This is a genomic window from Ruegeria sp. AL1, from assembly GCF_056540905.1.
This window is the reverse complement of sequence record NZ_JBQFXP010000003.1, coordinates 189,809-211,978: the sequence shown is the minus strand read 5'-3', so window position 1 is coordinate 211,978 and position 22,170 is coordinate 189,809. Positions and strand designations below refer to the sequence as shown.

Genomic DNA, 22,170 nt, shown 5'->3' with positions numbered 1-22,170 from the left:
CCGCTCGTTCAGAGTGATAACTAGGGGGAAATGCCGGTGAAGATAGGCACACCAAAAGAAATTCTGGACGGAGAGAACCGGGTTGCAATGACACCCGAGTCTGCCGTGCAGCTGCAAAAACTCGGGTATGAATGCGCCATCGAAAAGGGCGCCGGCGCGGCGGCAGGTTTTTCGGACGCAGCGTATGAAGCGGCCGGGGTCGAGATCGTCAAGACCGCAGCCGCTCTGTGGAAGTCGTCGGATATCGTTGCCAAGGTCCGCCAGCCCACCGAGACCGAGTTGAAGCGCCTGACCAAGGGCAAGACGCTGATTTCGTTCTTTAATCCCGCAGGGAATGAAGAAGGCATGGAACTAGCCAAATCCAAGGGTGCGAATGTCATCGCGATGGAGATGGTGCCGCGTATTTCCCGCGCGCAGAAGATGGACGCGCTGTCGTCGATGGCGAATATCGCCGGGTATCGCGCGGTGATCGAAGCGGGGAACAACTTTGGTCGTTTCTTCACGGGTCAGGTGACGGCTGCCGGTAAGGTGCCGCCTGCCAAGGTGCTGATCGTTGGCGCGGGCGTGGCCGGTCTGGCGGCCATCGGCACCTCGACCTCGTTGGGCGCGATTACCTATGCGTTTGACGTCCGCCCCGAAGTGGCGGAGCAGGTCGAATCCATGGGGGCCGAGTTCGTTTATCTGGATTTTGAGGAAGAACAGCAGGACGGTGCGGCCACGGGCGGCTATGCCTCGGTTCAGTCCGAGGAATTCCGCGAGGCCCAACTGGCCAAGTTCCGAGAGCTGGCTCCGGAAATGGACATCGTCATCACCACCGCCCTGATCCCAAACCGCCCGGCTCCGAAGCTGTGGCTTGAGGATATGGTCAAGGCGATGAAGCCGGGGTCGGTCATTGTTGACCTTGCTGCGGAACGCGGCGGTAACGTCGAAGGCACTGTGCCGGATGAGAAGGTGGTGACCGACAATGGCGTCACCATCGTCGGCTATACCGACTTCCCCAGCCGAATGGCGGCGCAGTCTTCGTCGCTTTATGCGACCAACATCCGTCACATGATGACCGACCTGACGCCTGAAAAGGACGGTCAGATCAATCACGATATGGAAGACGATGTGATCCGCGGGTCCACCGTGACTTTTGAGGGCGACATCACCTTCCCGCCGCCACCGCCCAAAGTGCAGGCGATCGCGGCGCAGAAAAAGCCTGAGGTCAAAGAGCTGACCCCGGAAGAGAAGAAAGCACAAGAGATTGCGGCCTTCAAGGCGCAGACCAAGCAGCAGTTCACCCTGCTGGGGGTGGGCGGTGCGCTGATGCTGTTGGTGGGGCTGGTAGCCCCGGCCAGCTTTATGCAGCATTTCATCGTCTTTGTGCTGGCGATCTTTGTGGGATTCCAGGTGATCTGGAATGTCAGCCACAGCTTGCACACTCCGCTGATGGCGATCACCAACGCGATCTCGTCGATTATTATCGTCGGGGCGCTTATGCAGATCGGATCGGGGTCTTTCCTGGTCATTCTGCTGGCGGCGCTGTCCGTCTTCATGGCCGGGATCAACATTTTCGGCGGCTTCCTCGTAACCCGGCGCATGCTCGCCATGTTCCAGAAATCTTAAGGGAGGCCGGGTAGATGGAATTTGGCTTTACCACTGCCGCCTATGTTGTTGCGGCTGTTCTGTTCATCCTGTCTCTGGGTGGTCTGTCGAACCAGGAAAGCGCCAAGCGCGCAGTCTGGTATGGCATCGTTGGTATGGCGTTGGCGGTCTTTGCCACGCTGGTTGGCCCCGGGTCGGGCCTGTGGTTGCTGTCGCTGCTGCTGATCGCGGGCGGGGGCTTTATCGGTCAATATGTGGCGAAACGCGTCCAGATGACCGAGATGCCACAGCTGGTGGCCGCGATGCACTCGCTGGTGGGTCTGGCGGCCGTGTTTGTGGGTTTCAACGCGCATTTTGAGATCGGCAACGTGGCGCAGGTTATGGCGATTGCCGACAGCGCGTCGCAGGCGGACCTGAGTGATCTGGGGGCCTTTGCCAAGCTGATCGCCAAGAAGACATCCGCCGAACTGGCAATCCTGCATGTGGAACTGTTTCTGGGCATCTTCATCGGCGCGATCACCTTTACCGGATCGGTCGTGGCCTATGGCAAGCTGGCGGGTAAGGTGACCTCGGCGGCGACCAAGCTGCCGGGCGGCCACGCGCTGAATGCGGTTGCTGCGGGACTCTCGCTGATCTGCTTGATCTGGTACACCGCATCGGGCGGTCTGTTCCCGCTGATCCTGATGACGCTGGCTGCGCTGTTCATTGGCTATCATCTGATCATGGGTATTGGCGGGGCGGACATGCCGGTGGTTGTGTCGATGCTGAACTCGTATTCAGGTTGGGCAGCGGCGGCGATTGGTTTCTCGCTGGGCAATGACCTGCTGATCGTTGTTGGTGCGCTGGTGGGCTCGTCGGGTGCGATCCTGTCCTACATCATGTGTAAGGCGATGAACCGGCACTTTGTCAGCGTTATCCTGGGCGGCTTCGGTGGCCCGCAGGGTGAGCAGATGGCGGTTGAGGGCGAGCAGATCGCGATTGAAGCAGACGGCGTCGCAGCGGCCTTGAACGATGCTGACAGCATTGTCATCATCCCGGGCTATGGCATGGCCGTGGCGCAGGCGCAGCAATCGGTGTCCGAACTGGTTCGCAAGTTGCGTGCCAAGGGCAAAGAGGTTCGCTTTGCGATCCACCCCGTTGCGGGTCGTCTGCCGGGCCACATGAACGTGCTGCTGGCCGAGGCGAAGGTGCCGTATGACATCGTCTTGGAGATGGATGAGATCAACGACGACTTCCCGGACACGGATGTGGCCATCGTCATCGGCTCGAACGACATCGTGAACCCTGCGGCGCAGGAAGACCCCAACAGCCCCATCGCCGGGATGCCGGTTCTGGAATGCTGGAAGGCCAAGCAGGTGTTTGTGTCCAAGCGCGGTCAGGGCACCGGCTATTCCGGCATCGAAAACCCGCTGTTCTTCAAGGAAAACACGCGAATGTTCTATGGCGACGCGAAGGCCTCGCTGGACAAGCTGCTGCCGATGATCGACTGATCTGAGGGCACGGTCAAATTGCAAAGGGCGCCTGCGGGCGCCCTTTTCTTTTTTTTGAGTTGATGGGGGCTTTGCCCCCAAACCCCCAGGATATTTTTGGCCAGATGAAGCAGGTGGAGTGTGGTATCCTGCGTGTGTATCTGGAGGTTTGCTATGGAGAAAGTGAACGGTATTGGTGGTGTGTTCTTTCGGGCGCGTGACCCTGAAGCTCTGACGGCCTGGTATGAGAGACACTTGGGCGTTCATCACTTTGACCCGGTTCCGTGGATGCAGCGTGAAGGCTATACCGTCTTTGCGCCCTTTGCGCAGGACACCACCTATTTCGGGCGGCCAGAACAGCAGTGGATGATCAATTTTCGCGTGGATGATCTGGCCGCGCTGACCGCTCAGCTTGAGGCGGATGGGATCACCGTTGAGACCAACCCGGAATGGGACAGTGAGGTGGGTAAATTCGCCCGTATTCACGACCCGGAAGGGAATCCGATTGAGCTATGGCAGCCAAATCAATGAGATAGCGGGTTTGTATACCGTTGTATCCGTGTAAGTATATGAAATAAAAAGATAATTGATGTATTTCCTATGTGCCGTATAGTGCGCCCTAGGAAACGGAGCCACTGATGACACCCATAGATGACCACCCGTTGCGCTATGCGCTGGCCAACGAGTTGCACGCGCGCCCGTTTCCCGTGGCAGCGGCACCCTGCACGGTTGTGTTTCTGGCCATCAAGAAACCCGATGAAGCGGTGGCTCGGGATCGGGATGAGGATATGGCGCATCTGAAGGCGCTGCTCGATCGGCACGGGGCGCTGCATCCACAACCTGATGCCACCCATTATGCCGGGCAGATCGGGCGGCATTGGCTGAAATGGGAACAGCACACCGAGTTCGTGACCTATACGGCGATCGCACAGAATGTCAGCGACCGGGCGTTCAACCCGGCGGATTTCGAAGTGTTCCCGCCGGACTGGCTGATGGCAAGTCCGGGCCAGCGTGTGACCTCGGTCATGATGCGGGTGGTCGAACGGCAGGGTGACGAGGGGGTCAAAGCCGCGTTGTCCGATTGGTTTGAGCCGGAAAGTTTGGCCGTGGCGCGTGTCGTGGATGACGCTGCAATCTGCGCCAGCGATTTCCGTATCGATCCGGCTGGGCATATGCGGTTTGCGCTGTTCGTGACGGCTGGCACCGGAGAACGGCGGATTGGCCGGGTCATCCAGCGTCTGTGCGAGATTGAGACCTACAAGGCGATGTCGATGCTGGGGTTCGCCCGCGTCAAGCAGTTGATGCCCCGGATCGGTGAGTTGGATGGTCGGCTGACGCGGTTGATGGGCCAGATGACCGACAATTCGGCCCATCCCGACGCGTTGCTGCCGGATCTGTTATCGACCTCGACCGAGCTTGAGACGCTGTCAGCCCAGTGTTCTTTTCGCTTCGGGGCGACCGGGGCCTATGAGGCCATCGTGAATCAGCGGATTGAAGTGCTGCGCGAAGAACGGTTTGAAGGTGGGCAGAGCTTTGCCGATTTCATGATGCGCCGGTACGATCCTGCGATCCGCACGGTGAAGTCTACCGAACGCCGGTTGCAGGCCCTGTCCGACAGGGCGATCCGGGCGGGGGAATTACTGCGCACCCGTGTGGATGTCGAGCGCAGCGCACAGAACCAGGCCTTGCTGGAAAGCATGGACCGGCGCGCCGATCTGGCACTGCGACTGCAGCATACGGTTGAGGGGCTCTCGGTGGTTGCTATCAGCTATTATGCGGTCTCGTTGGTCAGCTATCTGCTGTACCCGCTGACGCAGGCCGGGATCAGCAAGGGGATGTTGACGACCTTGGTGACTCTGCCTGTGGTTCTGGCCGTTTGGCTGGGGGTTCGAAGAATTCGCAGGCGGCTGGAATAGGTGGCCTTTGCCAATCGACGAATGATCTGTAGAACGGGCGGCGTTTGACGGATTTCGCGAGGGCTTCCTGTGATCGGTATTGTGGCTGCGTGGCGTGCTGTTGCCGCCATGTTCATTTTGAACGGGGCGCTGTTTGGTATCTGGGCGTCTCGTATCCCTGCGGTCCGCGACAAGCTGGAGCTGACGCATGAGGCACTGGGGCTGGGTTTGCTGTTCATGGCGGCAGGTGCGGTGTGTTCGTTTCCGGTTACAGGACGACTGACCGACAGGTTCGGAGCGGTTGCGATAACCCGCGTGATCGCCGTGCTCTATACGTTTTCACTGGTGCTGTTGGCCTTTGCGGGCGGGTTCTGGTTGCTCGCGGCGTTTTTGTTTGTGTTCGGGGCCTTTCATGGCTCGATGGATGTGGCGATGAATGCCTGGGCAGCCGAGGTTGAACAGGCCTACAACAAGCCGGTCATGTCTTCGTTCCACGCGATGTGGAGCCTTGGGGCCGGGCTGGGCGCGCTCAGCGGGTATGGGGCGGTTCAGATGGACATGACGGTGCTGCAGCATTTTTTGCTGGCCGGTGGCGTCGTGGTGGCGCTTGCGCTTGGGTTGTCCTGGGTGCGCTGGACCTCAAAGCGCACGATTTCGGAACCGGGATCGGTGTTCGCGTTGCCGTCGGGGGCTTTGGTTCTGGTTGGGTTCACGGCGCTGTGCGGCGCATTGGGGGAAGGGGCCGTAGCCGATTGGAGCGCCATATTCCTGCGTGATGAGACCGGTGCAACTGAGAGCGTCGCTGCCTTGGGATATGCGGTCTTTTCCGTGACGATGGTTGCGTTTCGGCTTGCGGGCGGCGTGGTCATCGCCCGGTTTGGGCCTGTTGCCACAGCCCGGTTTGGGGGAATATGTGCCGCTTTGGGCGTCTTTGGCGTGGTGTCAGCAGGGCAGCCGGGATTGGCGCTGGTGGGCTTTGCGCTGATGGGGGTGGGATATGCGGTGATCATGCCATTGGCCTTCAGTCGCGCCGCCAACGACCCGGACGTGCCACCCGGGCAGGCGATCGCCAGCGTTGCGACATTGGGTTACGGAGGGTTGCTGATCGGCCCCCCGCTGATCGGGTTTCTGGCCGAGTTGATGACCTTGAGGCTGGCATTTGCAGTTTTGTTGCCGCTGGCCGTTCTGATCATCCTGTTGGCCGGCGCGCTGAAGCGCGCCGACTGAAGTTCGTTTAACGTCCGCGGATACGCGGATCCAGCGCGTCGCGCAGGCCGTCGCCCAGATAGTTCACGCTGAGAACCGTCAACGAGATCGCCAGGCCGGGCCAGAACACACGCTCGGGGTATTGCTGCAGGTAGTCGACGCCATCGAACAGCAACCGGCCCCATGTCGGGAAGTCTGGCGGGAAGCCAAGCCCGAGGAAGGACAGCGCGCTTTCCGTGATGATCGCCGTCGCGATGCCCAGCGTGGCAGACACCATGATCGGAGACAACACATTCGGCAGGATATGCCGCGTGATGATCTGGCTGTTGCTGGTGCCGATGGACCGCGCGGCCAGCACGAATTCACGTTCCTTGATGGCCAGCACATCGCCGCGCACGATCCGTGCCGTAGGCATCCACGAGGTGATGCCGATGGCGCAGACGATCAGGATGAAGATGCCGCGCTCCAACCCGAAGGCCGCCGACAGCGGCTCGCGGAACAGCAGCATCATGACCAGCAACAGTGGCAGCAGGGGCAGGGCGAGGAACAGGTCGGTCAGGCGCATCAGCGGGCCGTCCAGCCGTTTGAAGAACCCGGCCAGAACGCCGATGAACGAGCCCAGAAACAGCGCCAGCAGCATCGCGGTGATGCCAACCGACACCGAGGTCTGACCGCCGGACATCATCCGTGCCAAAATATCCCGGCCCAGTTGGTCGGTGCCGAAGGGATGGGCAAGGCTGGGGCCCTGATTACGCGACCGGATGTCGATCTGGGTGGGGTCGATGGTCCAGATGAACGGCCCCAGATACACGGCGGCGACGATGAAGACGAACAGGACCGCTCCGATCATCGCGCCCTTATGGGTCTTGAACTGATCCCACACATCGCGCCACTGGCTGCGGGGCGGGGTGGTTAGTTCCTCCATCACGCCCGTGGTCGGCAACGCGGTCGAGGCGGGGGCCAATCCTTCGTCGGGGATCAGCGTGTCTGATTTATCGGTATCAGTCATAGCGAATCCTCGGGTCCAGAATGCCGTACAGGACGTCGGCGATCAGGTTGAACAGCACGATCAGCACGGCAAAGATGAAGGTAAGCGTCTGCACCATCGGCAGGTCGTTGGCCTGAATGGCGCCGATCAGCAACTGGCCGATGCCGTTCACCTTGAACACCTGCTCGGTGATAATCGCGCCGCCAAAGATGGCCGGAATACCCAGCGCGATCACGGTGACCACGGGGATCATCGAGTTGCGCAGAACGTGGACCATGACAACCGTATATTCACTCAGCCCCTTGGCGCGGGCGGTGCGGACGTAATCCTGATTGAGGTTGTCCAGCATCGAGGCGCGCATGAACCGGCTGAGCTGCGCGGTGATCTGCAGTGCCAGAACCATCACCGGCATGATCATCTGCTTGAGCTGCAGCATAAAGCTGTCCCAACTGTTGACCACAAGGGTGGTGTCATAGATCGACGGGAACCAGCCCAGCTGGACCGAGAAGATCACAATCACCAGCACGCCCGAGAAGAAGGGCGGGACCGAGAAGCCGACCATCGACACGAAGGTGCCCATCTGGTCGAACCACGAATACTGGCGGTAGGCGGAATAGATGCCGATGGGCAGGGCGATCAGGATGGCGACGACATAGGCGGTGCCAACAACCCACAGGGTCTGGGGGATACGCTGAACGACGATGTCCATGACGGGCGAGCGGGTCTGCCACGAAATCACACGCAGGTCACCTTCAGAGAAAGTGGTGCCGAACATGGCGTCGACCAGAACCTGTGGTTCGATCCAGAAGAACTGCACGATCCATTTCCAGAACCGGATATGCATCGGCTGGCCGAGGCCAAGTGCCTCGCGCATCTTCTCTTTGACTTCGGGGGGGACGGTGAGTGGGACCTGCGCCATCGGGTCGCCGGGGGCAAGCTCGAGCAGCAGGAAGATGACGAGGCTGATGAACAGCAGCGTTGGTACGGCCAGCACCAGTCGTCGGATGGTAAAATTCAGCATTAAGAGGCGCCTTTATATGCGTCTTCTTGTTGGGGTGTGCAAAGGACTGCGCCCCGATATGGACCGGGGCGCAGATTTGCAAGGCTAAGGTTTAGGAACCGGTTTTGCGGTACCAGTCCGCAATGTTCCACAGCTCGCTGTCCCAAACGTTCAGGACAACGCCACCCAGTGTGTTTGCATGTGCCGACAGACGACCACGGTGCACCAGCGGGATCATACCGCCATTCTGCACGATGATGTCGTTCAGCTTCTTCGCGATCTCGGCGCGGGCTTCCAGACCGGCGGTTTCGGCCAACTGACCATGCAGCTTGTCGAACTCTTCGTTGCAGAAGCGGCTGATGTTTTCGCCCTGCCACTGCGATTCTGGCTTGGGAGCCTTGTCGCACAGACCGTTGCCCAGATAGGATTGCGGGTCGGTGCCGTTGAAGGTGTTGGCATACATCTCAACGTCGGCATAGAACTTCTGGAACGTGTCGGGCGAGCCCGGATCACCACCAAAGAAGACGGATGCGTTGATGTTGCGCAGCTCGGATTCGATACCGATCTGGCTCCACCATTCCTTGATCAGCGCCTGGAAGTCCTGACGGACAGCGTTGGTCGAGGTCTGATAGACGATTTTCAGCGGAACACCGTCTTTTTCGCGTACGCCATCGCCATTGGTATCGACGATGCCTGCGTCATCCAGCAGCTTTTTCGCGCCTTCGATATCCTGCGTGTCGCAGCTCATCGAGGTCGAGTTGAAGGCCGCCGGGGCCGGAACCCAGTTACAGGTCACCTTGCCAGCCTGACCGTAGCCGATTTCCACCAGCAGCGGACGGTCGATGGCCATGGACATTGCTTTGTAAACCGCAGGGTCCTGCAGGAACGGATGCGGATGCTTGGCAGTTGACCGCTCACCTTCCGGCAGATCGGGCGACGGGTTGGTCTGGTTCAGCATGATGCGCTCGACCAGCGGGCCAAAGCCCGCAACAGGCGTGCCTTTGCCGCCGGCTTCCATCTGCGCGATCACTTCGGGCGCAAGCTGCAGGTTCCAGGCATAGTCGAATTCGCCGGTTTCCATGACCGCTCGACCAGCCGCCGTCGCGTCACCGCCGCCTTTGAAGGTCACAGTCGCAAAGGCCGGTTTTGCCGGGTCACGATAGTTGTCGTTGGCGGCAAAGGTAATCACGTCGTTCGGCTTGAACTCAGTAACCGCAAACGGCCCCGTACCGATCGGGTTGAAGTTTTCGGTGGTGCACTCGGGCGCCTTGGCACCGAGACATTCGGCGAACTGAGCGGCCTGAATGATCGGGCTTTCGCCGCCCACAAACGGTCCGTAAGGGAACGGGGTCGGTGCGTCGAAGGTGACTTTGACGGTCAGGTCATCCACAGCTTCGACCGAGGTGACGCCCTCGAATTTAGTTACCTGCGCGCAGCCGCCTTCGGGGTGCATGCAGTAATCAGCGGTAAATTTCACATCCGCCGACGTGAACGGGGTGCCGTCGGACCATTTGATGCCCGGCGCGATTTTCCACGTGATCGAGGTCAGGTCTTCGCTGACGCCGCCATTTTCAACCGTCGGAATCTCGGACGCGAGGAACGGAACCATGTTGCCGTCCTGATCATAGCGGGCGAGTGGTTCAATCACCAGCGAGGCGGCTTCCACATCCTTGGTACCGCCCGACAAAAACGGGTTCAGGATCGACGGGGCCTGCCAGTAAATGATGCTGACATTGCCGTCCGATCCGCGCTCGGCAAAGGCCATCGGGGCCATCGCCGTGCTTGCAATCGCACCAAGCAAAAGGGTTTTGATTTTCATTATACACTCCCGGATTGGACACGCATGTGTCTCGATTATCTCCGCAATGCCTGCGGATTTGGCGTTGCCGCGAATGGGGTAAGGATTTGAATTGAAACGGCAATGTTTTTTGCCTGCCGCAAATTTCACCTTCTCCCCAAGACGGTTACGAGGCGTATCGAAACAGAACTTCAAAAAAAAGCAAGCCTTGCCGTCACGAATTTCCGATGGGGTTTGACTTTTCCCGGCCAGCGGCCTTAGCGTTTGGCATTCAGAACAAAAATGACGCAGACGGGAGTGCGCGCGTGCTGGACCAGCCTATTGCCCAGATCAAAAAACTGCGGGTCGAGTTTCAGACCAAGGACGGTCCGGTTGTCGGCGTCGAGGATGTCTCGTTCGAGGTCAACCCCGGCGAAACCGTATGTATTGTTGGCGAATCCGGGTCCGGCAAGTCGGTATCCTCGCTGTCTCTGATGCGCCTTGTGGAATTCGGCGGCGGCGAGATTGCGGGCGGTCAGTTGCTGTTTGACCGGCGCGACGGCGATGAGATGAACCTCGCCGATGCCGATCAGGATCTGATGAAACAGATTCGCGGCAACGAGATCGGGATGATCTTTCAGGAGCCGATGACAGCCCTGAACCCGGTGTTTACCGTCGGGCGGCAACTGACCGAAGGTCTGCGCATTCACAAGAACATGTCCAAGTCGCAAGCGGAAGAACGCGCGTTGGAACTGCTGCGGCAGGTGCGCATCCCCGAACCCGAACGGCGGCTAAAGCAATATCCGCACGAATTGTCCGGCGGGATGCGCCAGCGCGTCGTGATCGCGATGGCCATGGCTTGCGAGCCGCGCCTGCTGATTGCGGACGAACCCACAACTGCCCTGGACGTGACCATTCAGGCCGAGATTCTGGCCCTGATGGACCGGCTCAAGCGCGAAACCGGCACGGCGGTGATGTTCATCACCCATGACATGGCCGTCGTCGCGCAGATGGCCGACCGCGTGGTTGTGATGTTCCGGGGCAACAAGGTCGAAGAGGGCTCGGTCACCGAAATTTTCGAAAACCCGCAACATGATTACACCAAGGCGCTGTTGGCGGCGGTGCCGAAGCTGGGTGAGATGCAGGGCAAGGCCGCGCCCGAACCGATGAAGCTGCTGGGCGTTGAAGGTCAGAACATTGCGCCGATTCCCGGTACCGACGATGTATTGCTGACGGTCAAAAACCTGACCACGCGCTTCCCGGTCAAAGGCGGATTGCTGCGGCGGACCATTTCGAACGTGCATGCGGTCGAGGATGTATCATTCACCATCAACCGTGGTCAGACCCTCAGCCTCGTGGGTGAGTCGGGCTGCGGCAAGTCTTCGGCTGGGCGCTCGATCCTGCGTCTGGTTGAACCGATGAAGGGTGCGGTCGATCTGGACGGCGTCGATATCATGAAGCTGGATCCGGCGGGCCTGCGCAAGGCGCGGCTGGACATGCAGATGATCTTTCAGGACCCGTTCGCCTCGCTGAACCCACAGATGCAACTGGTCGATCAGGTGGCGGAACCGATGCGCAATTACGGCGTCGCCTCGGGGTCGGAATTGCAGGACCGGGTGGCGCAATTGTTCGACAAGGTGCAACTGCCGCGCAGCTTCATGCGCCGCTTCCCGCATGAGATGTCGGGCGGTCAGCGTCAACGGATCGCCATCGCGCGCGCGCTTGCCCTGAACCCCAAGCTGATTGTAGCGGATGAGGCGGTCTCGGCGCTGGACGTCTCGGTACAGGCGCAGGTTCTTAACCTGATGATGGAACTGCAGTCGGAACTGAACCTCAGCTATCTGTTCATCAGCCATGACATGGCTGTGGTCGAACGTGTCAGCCACCATGTAGGCGTGATGTATCTGGGTCGGATTGTCGAGCTGGGACCGCGAGCGCGGGTGTTTGAGAACCCACAGCACGCTTATACACAGGCGCTGATGAAGGCGGTACCGATTGCCGATCCGAACAAACGGAAGTCGGAAAAAGACTTGAACTTCAAGCCGATCCCGTCGCCAATTCATCCGATTGGTTACGCCCCTGAACCCTCGCAATATAACGAGGTTGAACCGGGGCACTTCGTCCTGACGACCGACAGCGGATACTGATCCAAATGCCCCAACGCCTGAGCCCGCTTGAGATCATGACCAAGCTGATCTCTTTCCCGACGGTCAGCCGCGAAACCAATCTGCCATTGGTTGACTGGGTTGAAGAGTATCTGCGCAGCCACGGGATCGAACCGCATCGCTGGCCGGACCCGGACCAGCCGCATAAGGCAGCCGTTTTCGCGCATGTCGGACCGTGGGAAGAGGGCGCGATTGTCCTGTCCGGGCACACGGATGTGGTGCCGGTGGACGGCCAGCCCTGGGACACCGATCCGTTCATCGTCACCGAAAAAGACGGCAAGTATTTCGGGCGCGGCACCTGCGATATGAAAGGCTTTGACGCTTTGGCCATCTGGGCACTGGCCGAGGCGCAGCACGCCGATATCAAACGCCCCCTGCAACTGGCGCTGAGCTTTGATGAAGAGGTCGGCTGCACGGGTGCCCCGCCGATGATCGAAGCGATGCAAGAGGTACTGCCAAAGGGCTCTGCGGTGATCGTGGGAGAGCCGTCGGTGATGCAGGCCGTGACCGGCCACAAGGGCGGGTTCGGTTTCGACACGCATATGGTTGGGTTCGAGGTCCACAGCTCGATCATGCACACCGGCGTCAACGCGATCATGGAGGCCGCGCCGCTGATTGATTGGGCCAACCAACGCAACGCTCAGAATATGGCGGCGCAGCCTTCGGACATTGCGGCAGTGTTCGATCCGCCCTGGACAACCTGTCATGTGGGCATGATCGAAGGCGGCACCGCGCATAACATCACTGCCAAAGACTGCCACTTCATGATGGATTTCCGCACCGTCCCGGATGAGGATAAGGGGGTCTGGCAAAAGGCGTATTTCGACAAGGTGCGCGAGGTCGAGGCGCGGATGCAGGCAGTCCACCCGGACGCGCGGATTGAGCTGTCCGAACATTTCTCGATCCCCGGTCTTGTGCCTGAACAGGATGGCGAGGCCGAGATGCTGGTGCGCTCGCTGACTGGTGACAATGCCAGTCATGTGGTCAGCTATGGCACTGAGGCGGGACAGTTTCAGGAAGCGGGTTATTCCGCCGTGATCTGCGGCCCCGGTGATATCGCACAGGCGCATCAGCCGAATGAATTCATTACGGTTTCTCAATTCAACGCAGGCCAGAAATTCATGGAACGTCTGGTAGAACGGCTCTGCGAATAACACTCGGATCGGAGGTCAAGGATGCCCGTCAAAAACCGGCTCGCCGAAAGGCATGGTGAGATCACCAAATGGCGTCGTCATCTGCACATGCATCCCGAGCTGATGTATGATGTCGAAGAAACCGCAGGGTTTGTGGTCGACCGCCTGAAAGAGTTCGGCGTCGATGAGATCACACCGGGGATCGGCAAGACAGGCGTTGTGGCGGTGATCAAGGGGCGGCAGGACACGCAGGGCCGGGTGATCGGGCTGCGGGCGGATATGGATGCGCTGCCGATCGAAGAGGCGACGGGGCTGGACTATGCCTCAACCGTTTCGGGCAAGATGCATGCCTGCGGGCATGACGGGCATACCTCAATGCTGCTGGGTGCGGCGCAATATCTGGCCGAGACACGAAACTTTGACGGCTCCGTCGTGCTGATCTTCCAGCCCGCCGAGGAAGGCGGCGCCGGTGGTCTGGCCATGTGCCGCGATGGTTTGATGGACCGTTGGGGCATTCAGGAAATTTATGGCATGCACAATATGCCGGGTTATCCGGTTGGCGAGTTCGCAATCCGGCCCGGCGCGTTCCTGGCCTCGTCCGATGAGTTTGAAATCGTTGTCACCGGCAAGGGCGGCCACGCTGCGGCCCCGCATGATGCAATCGATACGACTCTGGTCGCGTCCCATATTGTCGTGGCTTTGCAATCGGTTGTATCGCGTACCGTTGACCCGATCAAACGCGTGGTTCTGACGGTGGGGACGTTTGAGACGGACAGTGTTGCGTCGAACGTGATCGCCCATTCGGCCCGTCTGCAGGGCACAGTGCGGACGCTGGACCCCGAATACCGCGCAATCGCGGAAGAGCGTGTACGTCGGATCGCGGAAGATACCGCCTCGGCCTTTGGTGCCTCGGCCACGATGACGTGGAAACCGGGTTATCCGGTGACGGTGAACTCGGAGGACGAAACGATCTATGCCGCCGAGGCTGCGCAAGCCGTGGCGGGCAAGGTCAATAACAGCCCCGATCCGATCATGCCGTCCGAAGATTTTGCTTACATGCTTGAAGAACGGCCCGGAGCCTACATCTTTATCGGAAACGGGGACACGGCCATGTGCCATCACCCGGAATACAACTTCGACGACGACGCCATTCCTGCCGGATGCAGCTGGTTTGCTGAACTGGTGGAACGACGATTGCCCGTCACCTGATTTGGGAGGACCAGATGCCAATCAAGAACCGGCTTGCCGAAATGCACGAAGAGATCACCGGTTGGCGGCGGGATATCCATCAACAACCTGAAATCCTCTATGACACCCACCGCACCAGCGCCTTGGTCGCCGATAAGCTGAAAGCGTTCGGCTGCGATGAGGTGGTAACCGGCATTGGCCGCACTGGCGTTGTTGGTGTCATCAGGGGCAAGACCGACACGCAGGGCCGCGTGATCGGGTTGCGCGCTGACATGGACGCACTGCCGATGCAGGAGCAGACAGGTCTGGACTATGCCTCGAAGACCGAGGGCGCGATGCATGCGTGCGGCCATGACGGGCACACGGCGATGGTGCTGGGGGCGGCAAAATACCTCTCTGAGACGCGGAACTTTGACGGTACGGCCATCGTGATCTTCCAACCGGCAGAAGAGGGCGGAAACGGGGCCGAGGCGATGTGCAAGGACGGGCTGATGGACCGCTTTGGCATTCAGGAAGTTTATGCCATGCACAATGTGCCGGGTGTCCCCACCGGGCAATTTGCCATTCGGTCCGGTCCGTTGTTGGCGGCTGCGGATGAGTTCGACATTCATCTGGAAGGCAAGGGTGGTCATGCGGCCAAGCCGCAGGAAACCATTGATACCACAGTGATGCTGTCGCAACTGATTGTCGCGCTTCAGACCATCGTGTCGCGCAATACGGATCCGATCCTGCAGGCGGTTCTGTCTGTGACCTCGGTCGAGACGTCGTCCAAGGCGTTCAACGTGATCCCACAATCGGCGCGGGTGCGCGGAACTGTCCGCACCCATTCCGCAGAGGTGCGCGACCAGATCGAGACGCGGCTGAGCGAAGTCGTGAAGGGTATTGCCGAGACATTTGGTGGCACCGCCAAAGTGACCTATACGCGCGGTGTGCCGGTGACGATCAACGCCGAGGAACAGACCGGCTATGCCGCCGAGGCCGCCATTTCCGTTGGCGGCAGCTGTGATGAGGCGCCCATGGTGATGGGGGGCGAGGATTTTTCGTTCATGCTGGAAGAACGCCCCGGTGCCTTTATCGTGCTGGGCAATGGCGACAGCGCCGGGCTGCACCACCCCGAATACAACTTCAATGATGAGATCATCCCGATGGGATGTTCCTGGTTTGCCGAAATGGTCGAGCGCCGGATGCCGGCGGCTTGAAATAGGAGAGAGAAGAGATGCCAGTCAAAAACCGCTTTGCCGAGTTGCAGGATGAAATCACCGCATGGCGACGGGATATTCACGAAAACCCCGAGATTCTGTTCGAAACACACCGCACCAGCGCCTTGGTGGCCGAAAAGCTGAAGGAATTCGGCTGCGATGAGGTCGTGACCGGGATCGGTCGTACCGGGGTTGTTGGTGTGATCAAGGGTAAGGCCGATACCGGCGGAAAGGTGATTGGATTGCGCGCCGATATGGACGCTCTGCCGATCCATGAGGCGACAGGGCTAGACTATGCCTCGAAAACCGACGGGGCGATGCATGCCTGCGGTCATGACGGGCATACGGCGATGCTGTTGGGCGCGGCGAAATACCTGTCTGAGACGCGCAATTTCGACGGCACCGTCGTGGTGATTTTCCAGCCTGCCGAAGAAGGCGGCGGAGGTGGTCGCGAGATGTGCGAAGACGGCATGATGGAGCGCTGGAACATTCAGGAGGTCTATGGCATGCACAACTGGCCGGGTCGTCCGGTCGGCAGTTTTGCGATCCGCCCGGGCTCGTTCTTTGCGGCGACCGATCAGTTTGACATCACTTTTGAGGGGCGGGGCGGGCATGCCGCCAAACCGCAGGAGACGGTGGATACGACCGTGATGACGGCGCAGGCCGTGTTGGCGCTGCAAACGATTGCCTCGCGCAATGCCGACCCGATTGATCAGGTGGTGGTGTCGGTGACGTCGTTCGAGACATCTTCGAAGGCGTTCAACGTGATCCCGCAGACGGTGCAGATCAAAGGCACCGTGCGCACCATGACCAAAGAGATGCGCGATCTGGCCGAAACCCGGATCAAAGAGATTTGCGCCGGCGTGGCGGCGACCTTTGGCGGAACTGCGGACGTGACCTATATCCGGGGCTATCCTGTGATGGTGAACAGCGACGCGCAGACCGAATTTGCCGCAGACGTGGCGCGGTCGGTATCGGGGGCTTGCGATGACGCACCGCTGGTCATGGGGGGCGAGGATTTCGCCTTTATGCTGGAGGAACGTCCGGGGGCTTATATTCTGGTGGGCAATGGTGATACCGCAGCGGTTCATCACCCGGAGTACAATTTTAACGATGACGCGATTCCGGCCGGATGCAGTTGGTGGGCGGAGATTGTCGAACAGCGGATGCCGGCAGCCTGATGGAAAGGGTGGGGGCTCTGCCCCCACACCCCCGGGATATTTTTAGCCAGATGAAGAGGGATCCGGTGCACGCAAGTCGAGCGTGGTGCACAGGGTTTCTATGACCATGTCCAGCGCGGTGGCCTGGCTGTTGACGCAGGACTGGGCGGCGCCGCGGGCTTTGTTCAGTGCGTTGATGTCCGAGAGCCAGCGGTCGACGGCCTTGGTCAGATCGGGCGCGGTTTGGACCTCGATGGCGCCGCCAGTTTCTATCAGCGGGGCGAAGGTTTCCGCGAAGTTGAAGGTACCCGGGCCGGTCAGGACCGCGGCCCCGGCTTGCGCGGGTTCGAAGGGGTTGTGTCCTCCGATCTCTTTGAGAGAACCGCCGAGGAAGACGATCGGGCAAAGGGTGTACCATGTGCCCAACTCGCCCAGCGTGTCGGCCATGTAGATCTGAGTATGGCCGGTGATGGGCTGGTCGGCGCTGCGCTGGGCATGTGTAAGGCCCTGGGCGTGGATCAGATCACCGATTTCTGTGTGGCGCTCGGGGTGGCGCGGGATCAGCAGAAGCAACAGATCGGGCCAGCGGTCGAGCAGGGCTTTATGCGCGGTGAGAACGGTTTCTTCCTCACCCTGATGGGTAGAGCTGGCGATCCAGATCGGGCGATCGCTGATCTGCTGCGTGATCTGAGACAGAGTTTTTGTGTCCACCGGTAGTGGGTCGGACAAGGCTTTGAGGTTGGTGCCGGGTTGTACCTTCTCAGGCGTAGCACCCATAGCGATCAGGTTGCTGGCGGTTTTCTTGTTCTGGGTCAGGAACAGCGAGAAATGGTTCAGGAGGAACCGGGAAGTCTTGGGGCGCTTCGTCCAACCCGCGACGGATTTTTCGGACAGGCGCGCGTTGAGCAGGGCCAGCGGTGTTCCGCGTTTTGAGGTCTCGACGATGAGGCGGGGCCAGATTTCGCTTTCGACGAAGATGGCGGCATCCGGTTGCCAATGGTTCAGAAACCGTCGCACCGGTCCGCCGCCGTCGAGCGGAGGGTATTGGTGGCGCGTGCGCGGGGGCATGCGTTTGGCGATCAACTCGGCGGACGTTGGGGTGCCCGAAGTGATCAGGAATTCGGCATCGGGGAGGCGTTCGCCCAGTCGCTTGATCAGGCTGAGGACGGACAGGCTTTCGCCGACGCTGGCGGCGTGGAACCAGATCAGGCGTTTGGTGGGGCGGGGGGCGCTGGCATGGCCCAACCTTTCCTGCTGTCGCTGTTCGGGCACGTTCGCGGCCTGCAGTTTTGCGCGCACCTTACGCCAGATCAGTGGTCCGACCAGAGAAGTCAGACCGCAGTACAGCTTGTACAGCAGCGTCGGCTGTCCGCCGGGGCCGGGCAAATCAGCCGCCTGTGTGGCTCATGTGGCGGCTCATCTGGCCGTCGACCGCCTGCCGGGAATAGTCGAAATCATGGCCCTTGGGCTTGAGGTTTATGGCCGCGCGGATCGCCCGTTCAAGTGGTTCTTCGGTATCTGGGTGGTCGCGCAGGGCACCGCGCAGGTCGGCCATGTCTTCCTGGCCGAGGCACATATACAGCTCTCCGGTGCAGGTCAGGCGCACGCGGTTGCAGCTTTCGCAGAAGTTATGGGACAGCGGGGTGATGAAGCCGATCTTTTGGCCGGTCTCTTCAAGACGGACATAGCGGGCGGGGCCGCCGGTGCGCTCGGCCAGATCGGTCACGGTATAGTGGTTCTCGTATTCCTTGCGCACGTCTTTCAGGGACCAGTACTGATCCAGCCGATCCTCGTTGCCGATATCGCCCATGGGCATGACCTCGATCCAGGTCAGGTCCATGTCGCGTTCGGCGCACCATTCGGTGATCTGTGGCAGCTCGGGTTCGTTGAAGCCCTTCAGCGCCACTGCGTTGATCTTGATCCGCAGTCCCGCCTTTTGCGCGGCGTCGATGCCGTTCAGAACTTGCTTCAGGCGGCCCCAGCGCGTGACCTTGGCAAACTTGTCTTCGTCCAGCGTGTCCAGCGAGACGTTCACCCGGCGCACGCCCGCCGCATAAAGATCATCTGCGAAACGGTGCAGTTGCGAGCCATTAGTGGTCAGTGTCAGTTCTTTCAACGCGCCACTGTCCAGATGCCGCGTCATGTTGTGGAAGAAGGACATGATGTTTCGGCGCACCAAAGGTTCTCCGCCAGTGATGCGCAGCTTTTCGACACCCATGTTCACGAAGGTGGTGCACATACGGTCCAGCTCTTCCAGCGTCAGCAAGTCCTTCTTGGGCAGGAACTTCATGTCCTCGGACATGCAATAGACGCAGCGGAAATCACAGCGGTCCGTGACGGAGACGCGGAGATAGGTGATGGCGCGGGCAAACGGGTCGATCAGTGGAGCAGTCATGCGACATAGGTAAAGCGCAGGTCGGGCAGCGGCAAGGGGGAACCGCAGATAGCGCTGGTACAGATGGGCGCAGGCAGATAGATTCACCATATGAAAACCACGTGGCTTCTTCTTTGTTTCCCTCTGGTTGGCTGCGATGCCATACGTTCGACCACGGATCGGGTGTTCGGCGGCATTGACGCGCCGCCGCAGCAAACCCCAGAGGTCACCGAGACCGCGCCGGTTGCGCCCGAGCCTGCGGTCGCTGTCGCCAGCTGGAGTGGCGCGAAACGCACCATTGCCAGTTTGGGTGATCCCACCACGCCGGGGCGTTGGCTGCGGACCCCACTGGTCGAAGTCGAGACCACTGGCCGGGTCGTGGTTCCGCGCACGGGCGCGCAGGCGTTCATCACGCTGGTGCCGATCGCTGGCCCAGAAGGCGGAGGCAGTCAGTTGTCGCTTGAGGCGATGCGGGCTTTGTTGGTGCCGTTAGACGAACTGGTCGAACTGGACGTTTACTCGAACTAGGCGCGCAGGTATTTACCAGCTTCTTTGCGGGCAAATGGTTTCATGGCGGCACCGTGCTGATCCAAAAAGCCACGCACGCGTTCAGGATCGTGTTTCGACAATTCGCGCAGCCACCACGCTATGGCTTTCTGGATGAACCATTGACGATCTGGAACATATCCAGCGGCCCATCCCAGGATCCGGTCTCGACAGGCCAGATCTTCGGGCTTGGGATGGTTCTGCTTTGTCCATGGCAAGGTAGCAACCAGAGCCGCGCGACGGGTCCACATATGATCTGAACCTGTCCAACTTTCGACCTGATCCAGTCGAGAGGGATCCGCGGTCAGCCGTTTTTGCAGGGCCATGCAGGCGTGATCGGCGATGGCCCATGCGTCGAAATCCGGGACCCAGCCTAGGAGCAGCTCCCAGACCACGTCATCCGGTCGGATACGCGCCTGGGTCAGCAATTTGGCGGCAGCGACGCGTGCTTCGTGGATGTTTGTCCGCCACAAGGCGTCCGCCAGGGCCACGCGACTGTCTGTATCAAGCTGCTGGCGCCAGGCCTTGGTCAGATCATTCAGCACCGGATTTGGTACACCCAGATAGGGGCGGTCGATCTTGTGATAGGCCGCTACCTGTGCCGCCCGTTCGGGATCGGCATGCGCCTTGATCTGATCCAGATAGGCCTGCATCGCCGATTACTCGACGGTCACGGATTTCGCCAGGTTGCGCGGCTGATCCACATCGGTCCCTTTGGCGACCGCCGTGTGATAGGCCAGCAACTGCGCCGGAACAGAATAGAGGATCGGCGCAAGGCTGGTGTGGATATGCGGCATTCGGATCGTGGTCCAGACACCGTCCTCGGCGTCGGCGATGCCATCATCGTCCGAAATAAGAATGACCTTACCCTTTCGCGCCATGACCTCTTGCATGTTCGAAACTGTCTTGTCGAAAACCGTATCCCGCGGGGCCATGACGACAACCGGCATATGCTTGTCGATCAGCGCAATGGGGCCGTGTTTGAGTTCACCTGATGCATAACCTTCAGCATGGATGTAGCTGATTTCCTTCAGTTTCAGCGCGCCCTCCATAGCAAGCGGATACATCAGGCCACGTCCCAGGAACAGAACATCGCGCGCCTCGGACAGACGCTGGGCAGCCTTTTTGATCGCCCGGTTCTGATCCAGCGCCGTGTTCAGTACGGTCGGCAAACCGCGCAGGGCTGCGGCGTGATCGGCGATTTCCTCGGCGCTCAAAGTGCCACGATCCGCGGCGGCTTTCAGCGCTAGCATCAACAGAACGCTAAGCTGGCAGGTAAAGGCCTTGGTCGAGGCCACGCCAATCTCAACACCCGCATGGATTGGCAGGGCAATGTCACTTTCCCGCGCGATCGAGCTTTCGGGGACGTTGACGACAGAAACGATCTTGTCCGCCTTCCCTTCGCAATAGCGCAGCGCGGCCAGGGTGTCGGCGGTTTCGCCCGACTGGCTGACAAACAAAGCAAGCGTTCGGTCGGTGATCGGGGGTTCGCGATAGCGGAACTCGCTTGCGATATCGACTTCGACGGGCATCTTGGCCAGCTGCTCGAACCAGTATTTGGCCGTCAGGCAAGCATAGAAGGCCGTGCCGCAAGCCACCATTGTCAGACGGTCCAGTTTCGAGAAATCCAGTTCGGCCCCCGGAAGAACCACCTGATCGCCACCGGTGGGCAGATAGGACCGGATCGCCTCGGCCACCACGACGGGTTGTTCAGCGATTTCCTTGGCCATGTAATGCTTGTGCCCGCCCTTGTCTGCGCGGGCTTGATCCAGCTTGATCTGGCGCGTTTCCCGGTTGGCCAGCTCTCCGGCTTCGTTGCGGATCTCCAGCGAGGTCCGGGTCAGCACTGCACGGTCGCCTTCCTCAAGATAGGTAATCCTATCCGTCAGCGGAGCCAGAGCGATGGCGTCCGAGCCGACGAACATCTCGCCGTCGCCGTGGCCAATTGCCAGCGGAGAGCCCTTGCGCGCGGCCACGATCAGATCGTCCTGACCGTCAAACAGAAACGCCAGCGCAAAAGCACCATCCAGTCGATCGATGGTCTTGAATGCAGCCTCAACCGGGGACAGGCCGGTACTCAGGAAACGCTCGGCCATCAGAGCCACGGTTTCAGTGTCGGTTTCGGTTTGAAAACCAATCCCGTGTTCCGCCAGTTCCGCGCGCAGTTCGCGGTAATTCTCGACGATACCGTTATGCACCACGGCCACGGGGCCTGCCTTGTGCGGATGCGCATTGGTGACCGAGGGCGCTCCGTGCGTGGCCCAGCGGGTGTGCCCGATACCGGATTTGCCAGGCAGCGGATCATGCACCAGCAAATCGCTGAGATTGACCAGCTTGCCCACAGCCCGGCGACGTCCCAGCGTGCCGTCATTGACCGTTGCAATCCCGGCACTGTCATAGCCGCGATATTCCAGCCGTTTCAGTGCCTCGACCAGAATGGGCGCGGCTTCATGTTCACCCAGAACACCTACAATTCCACACAT

18 protein-coding genes are annotated in these 22,170 nt (G+C 60.1%); 11 read left to right on the top strand and 7 right to left on the bottom strand.

Annotation, left to right across the window (positions count from 1 at the left end; genetic code table 11):
- Positions 1–36 precede the first annotated feature (36 nt).
- From ACRZ9X_RS06490 to ACRZ9X_RS06470, 5 genes are all read left to right on the top strand, one after another.
- Positions 37–1,608: a Re/Si-specific NAD(P)(+) transhydrogenase subunit alpha gene (locus tag ACRZ9X_RS06490; RefSeq protein WP_480516993.1), complete on the top strand. Its 1,572-nt coding sequence runs from the start codon at positions 37–39 to the stop codon at positions 1,606–1,608.
- A gap of 14 nt (positions 1,609–1,622) precedes the next feature.
- Positions 1,623–3,077 carry an NAD(P)(+) transhydrogenase (Re/Si-specific) subunit beta gene (locus ACRZ9X_RS06485; protein ID WP_480516991.1) on the top strand — a complete coding sequence of 485 codons (1,455 nt, stop codon included), beginning with the start codon at positions 1,623–1,625 and terminating at the stop codon, positions 3,075–3,077.
- Between the two features lie 153 nt (positions 3,078–3,230).
- Entirely contained in the window at positions 3,231–3,587 is a 357-nt protein-coding gene (locus ACRZ9X_RS06480) for a VOC family protein (RefSeq protein ID WP_480516989.1), read from the top strand.
- Between the two features lie 107 nt (positions 3,588–3,694).
- Positions 3,695–4,972 carry a DUF3422 family protein gene (locus ACRZ9X_RS06475; RefSeq protein ID WP_480516987.1) on the top strand — a complete coding sequence of 426 codons (1,278 nt, stop codon included), beginning with the start codon at positions 3,695–3,697 and terminating at the stop codon, positions 4,970–4,972.
- Between the two features lie 69 nt (positions 4,973–5,041).
- Complete coding sequence (locus ACRZ9X_RS06470; protein WP_480516985.1) at positions 5,042–6,178, top strand: MFS transporter; 1,137 nt, start codon at positions 5,042–5,044, stop codon at positions 6,176–6,178.
- Between the two features lie 7 nt (positions 6,179–6,185).
- Here the strand turns inward: ACRZ9X_RS06470 and ACRZ9X_RS06465 are convergent, their stop codons facing one another.
- The 3 genes from ACRZ9X_RS06465 to ACRZ9X_RS06455 form a co-directional block, all read right to left on the bottom strand.
- A complete protein-coding gene (locus ACRZ9X_RS06465; RefSeq protein ID WP_480516983.1) occupies positions 6,186–7,166 on the bottom strand; it encodes an ABC transporter permease in 981 nt (326 codons plus the stop codon).
- Positions 7,159–8,166: an ABC transporter permease gene (locus tag ACRZ9X_RS06460; RefSeq protein ID WP_170736410.1), complete on the bottom strand. Its 1,008-nt coding sequence runs from the start codon at positions 8,164–8,166 to the stop codon at positions 7,159–7,161. The genes ACRZ9X_RS06465 and ACRZ9X_RS06460 overlap by 8 nt, the downstream gene beginning before the upstream one ends.
- A 91-nt stretch (positions 8,167–8,257) precedes the next feature.
- Positions 8,258–9,964, bottom strand: a complete 1,707-nt coding sequence (locus ACRZ9X_RS06455) for a peptide ABC transporter substrate-binding protein (RefSeq protein ID WP_480516980.1) — start codon at positions 9,962–9,964, stop codon at positions 8,258–8,260.
- A gap of 284 nt (positions 9,965–10,248) precedes the next feature.
- Between ACRZ9X_RS06455 and ACRZ9X_RS06450 the strand changes: the two genes are divergently transcribed.
- The 5 genes from ACRZ9X_RS06450 to ACRZ9X_RS06430 are packed head-to-tail and all read left to right on the top strand — an operon-like array spanning position 10,249 to position 16,788.
- On the top strand, positions 10,249–12,069 hold the full coding sequence (locus ACRZ9X_RS06450; RefSeq protein ID WP_480516978.1) for an ABC transporter ATP-binding protein: 1,821 nt from the start codon (positions 10,249–10,251) through the stop codon (positions 12,067–12,069).
- Between the two features lie 5 nt (positions 12,070–12,074).
- Positions 12,075–13,241 carry an acetylornithine deacetylase gene (argE, locus tag ACRZ9X_RS06445; RefSeq protein WP_480516976.1) on the top strand — a complete coding sequence of 389 codons (1,167 nt, stop codon included), beginning with the start codon at positions 12,075–12,077 and terminating at the stop codon, positions 13,239–13,241.
- Positions 13,242–13,262: 21 nt separating this feature from the next.
- Positions 13,263–14,429 carry a M20 aminoacylase family protein gene (locus ACRZ9X_RS06440; RefSeq protein ID WP_480516974.1) on the top strand — a complete coding sequence of 389 codons (1,167 nt, stop codon included), beginning with the start codon at positions 13,263–13,265 and terminating at the stop codon, positions 14,427–14,429.
- Positions 14,430–14,443: 14 nt separating this feature from the next.
- Positions 14,444–15,607: a M20 aminoacylase family protein gene (locus ACRZ9X_RS06435; RefSeq protein WP_480516972.1), complete on the top strand. Its 1,164-nt coding sequence runs from the start codon at positions 14,444–14,446 to the stop codon at positions 15,605–15,607.
- A 17-nt stretch (positions 15,608–15,624) separates the two neighbouring features.
- Positions 15,625–16,788 (top strand): M20 aminoacylase family protein, encoded by a 1,164-nt coding sequence (locus ACRZ9X_RS06430; RefSeq protein WP_480516970.1) that lies wholly within the window; start codon positions 15,625–15,627, stop codon positions 16,786–16,788.
- 42 nt (positions 16,789–16,830) lie between these two features.
- Here the strand turns inward: ACRZ9X_RS06430 and ACRZ9X_RS06425 are convergent, their stop codons facing one another.
- The gene (locus ACRZ9X_RS06425) at positions 16,831–18,153 is read right to left on the bottom strand and encodes a 3-deoxy-D-manno-octulosonic acid transferase (protein WP_480516968.1); all 1,323 of its coding nucleotides are present in this window, start codon (positions 18,151–18,153) and stop codon (positions 16,831–16,833) included.
- Between the two features lies 1 nt (position 18,154).
- Positions 18,155–19,162 (bottom strand): GTP 3',8-cyclase MoaA, encoded by a 1,008-nt coding sequence (moaA, locus tag ACRZ9X_RS06420; RefSeq protein ID WP_480517300.1) that lies wholly within the window; start codon positions 19,160–19,162, stop codon positions 18,155–18,157.
- Positions 19,163–19,252: 90 nt separating this feature from the next.
- Between moaA and ACRZ9X_RS06415 the strand changes: the two genes are divergently transcribed.
- Positions 19,253–19,669: a hypothetical protein gene (locus tag ACRZ9X_RS06415; RefSeq protein WP_480516966.1), complete on the top strand. Its 417-nt coding sequence runs from the start codon at positions 19,253–19,255 to the stop codon at positions 19,667–19,669.
- Here the strand turns inward: ACRZ9X_RS06415 and ACRZ9X_RS06410 are convergent.
- Both ACRZ9X_RS06410 and glmS read right to left on the bottom strand, forming a co-directional pair.
- On the bottom strand, positions 19,666–20,340 hold the full coding sequence (locus ACRZ9X_RS06410) for a DNA alkylation repair protein (RefSeq protein ID WP_480516964.1): 675 nt from the start codon (positions 20,338–20,340) through the stop codon (positions 19,666–19,668). The genes ACRZ9X_RS06415 and ACRZ9X_RS06410 overlap by 4 nt on opposite strands.
- Positions 20,341–20,346: 6 nt before the next feature.
- On the bottom strand, positions 20,347–22,170 hold the full coding sequence (glmS, locus tag ACRZ9X_RS06405; RefSeq protein WP_480516962.1) for a glutamine--fructose-6-phosphate transaminase (isomerizing): 1,824 nt from the start codon (positions 22,168–22,170) through the stop codon (positions 20,347–20,349).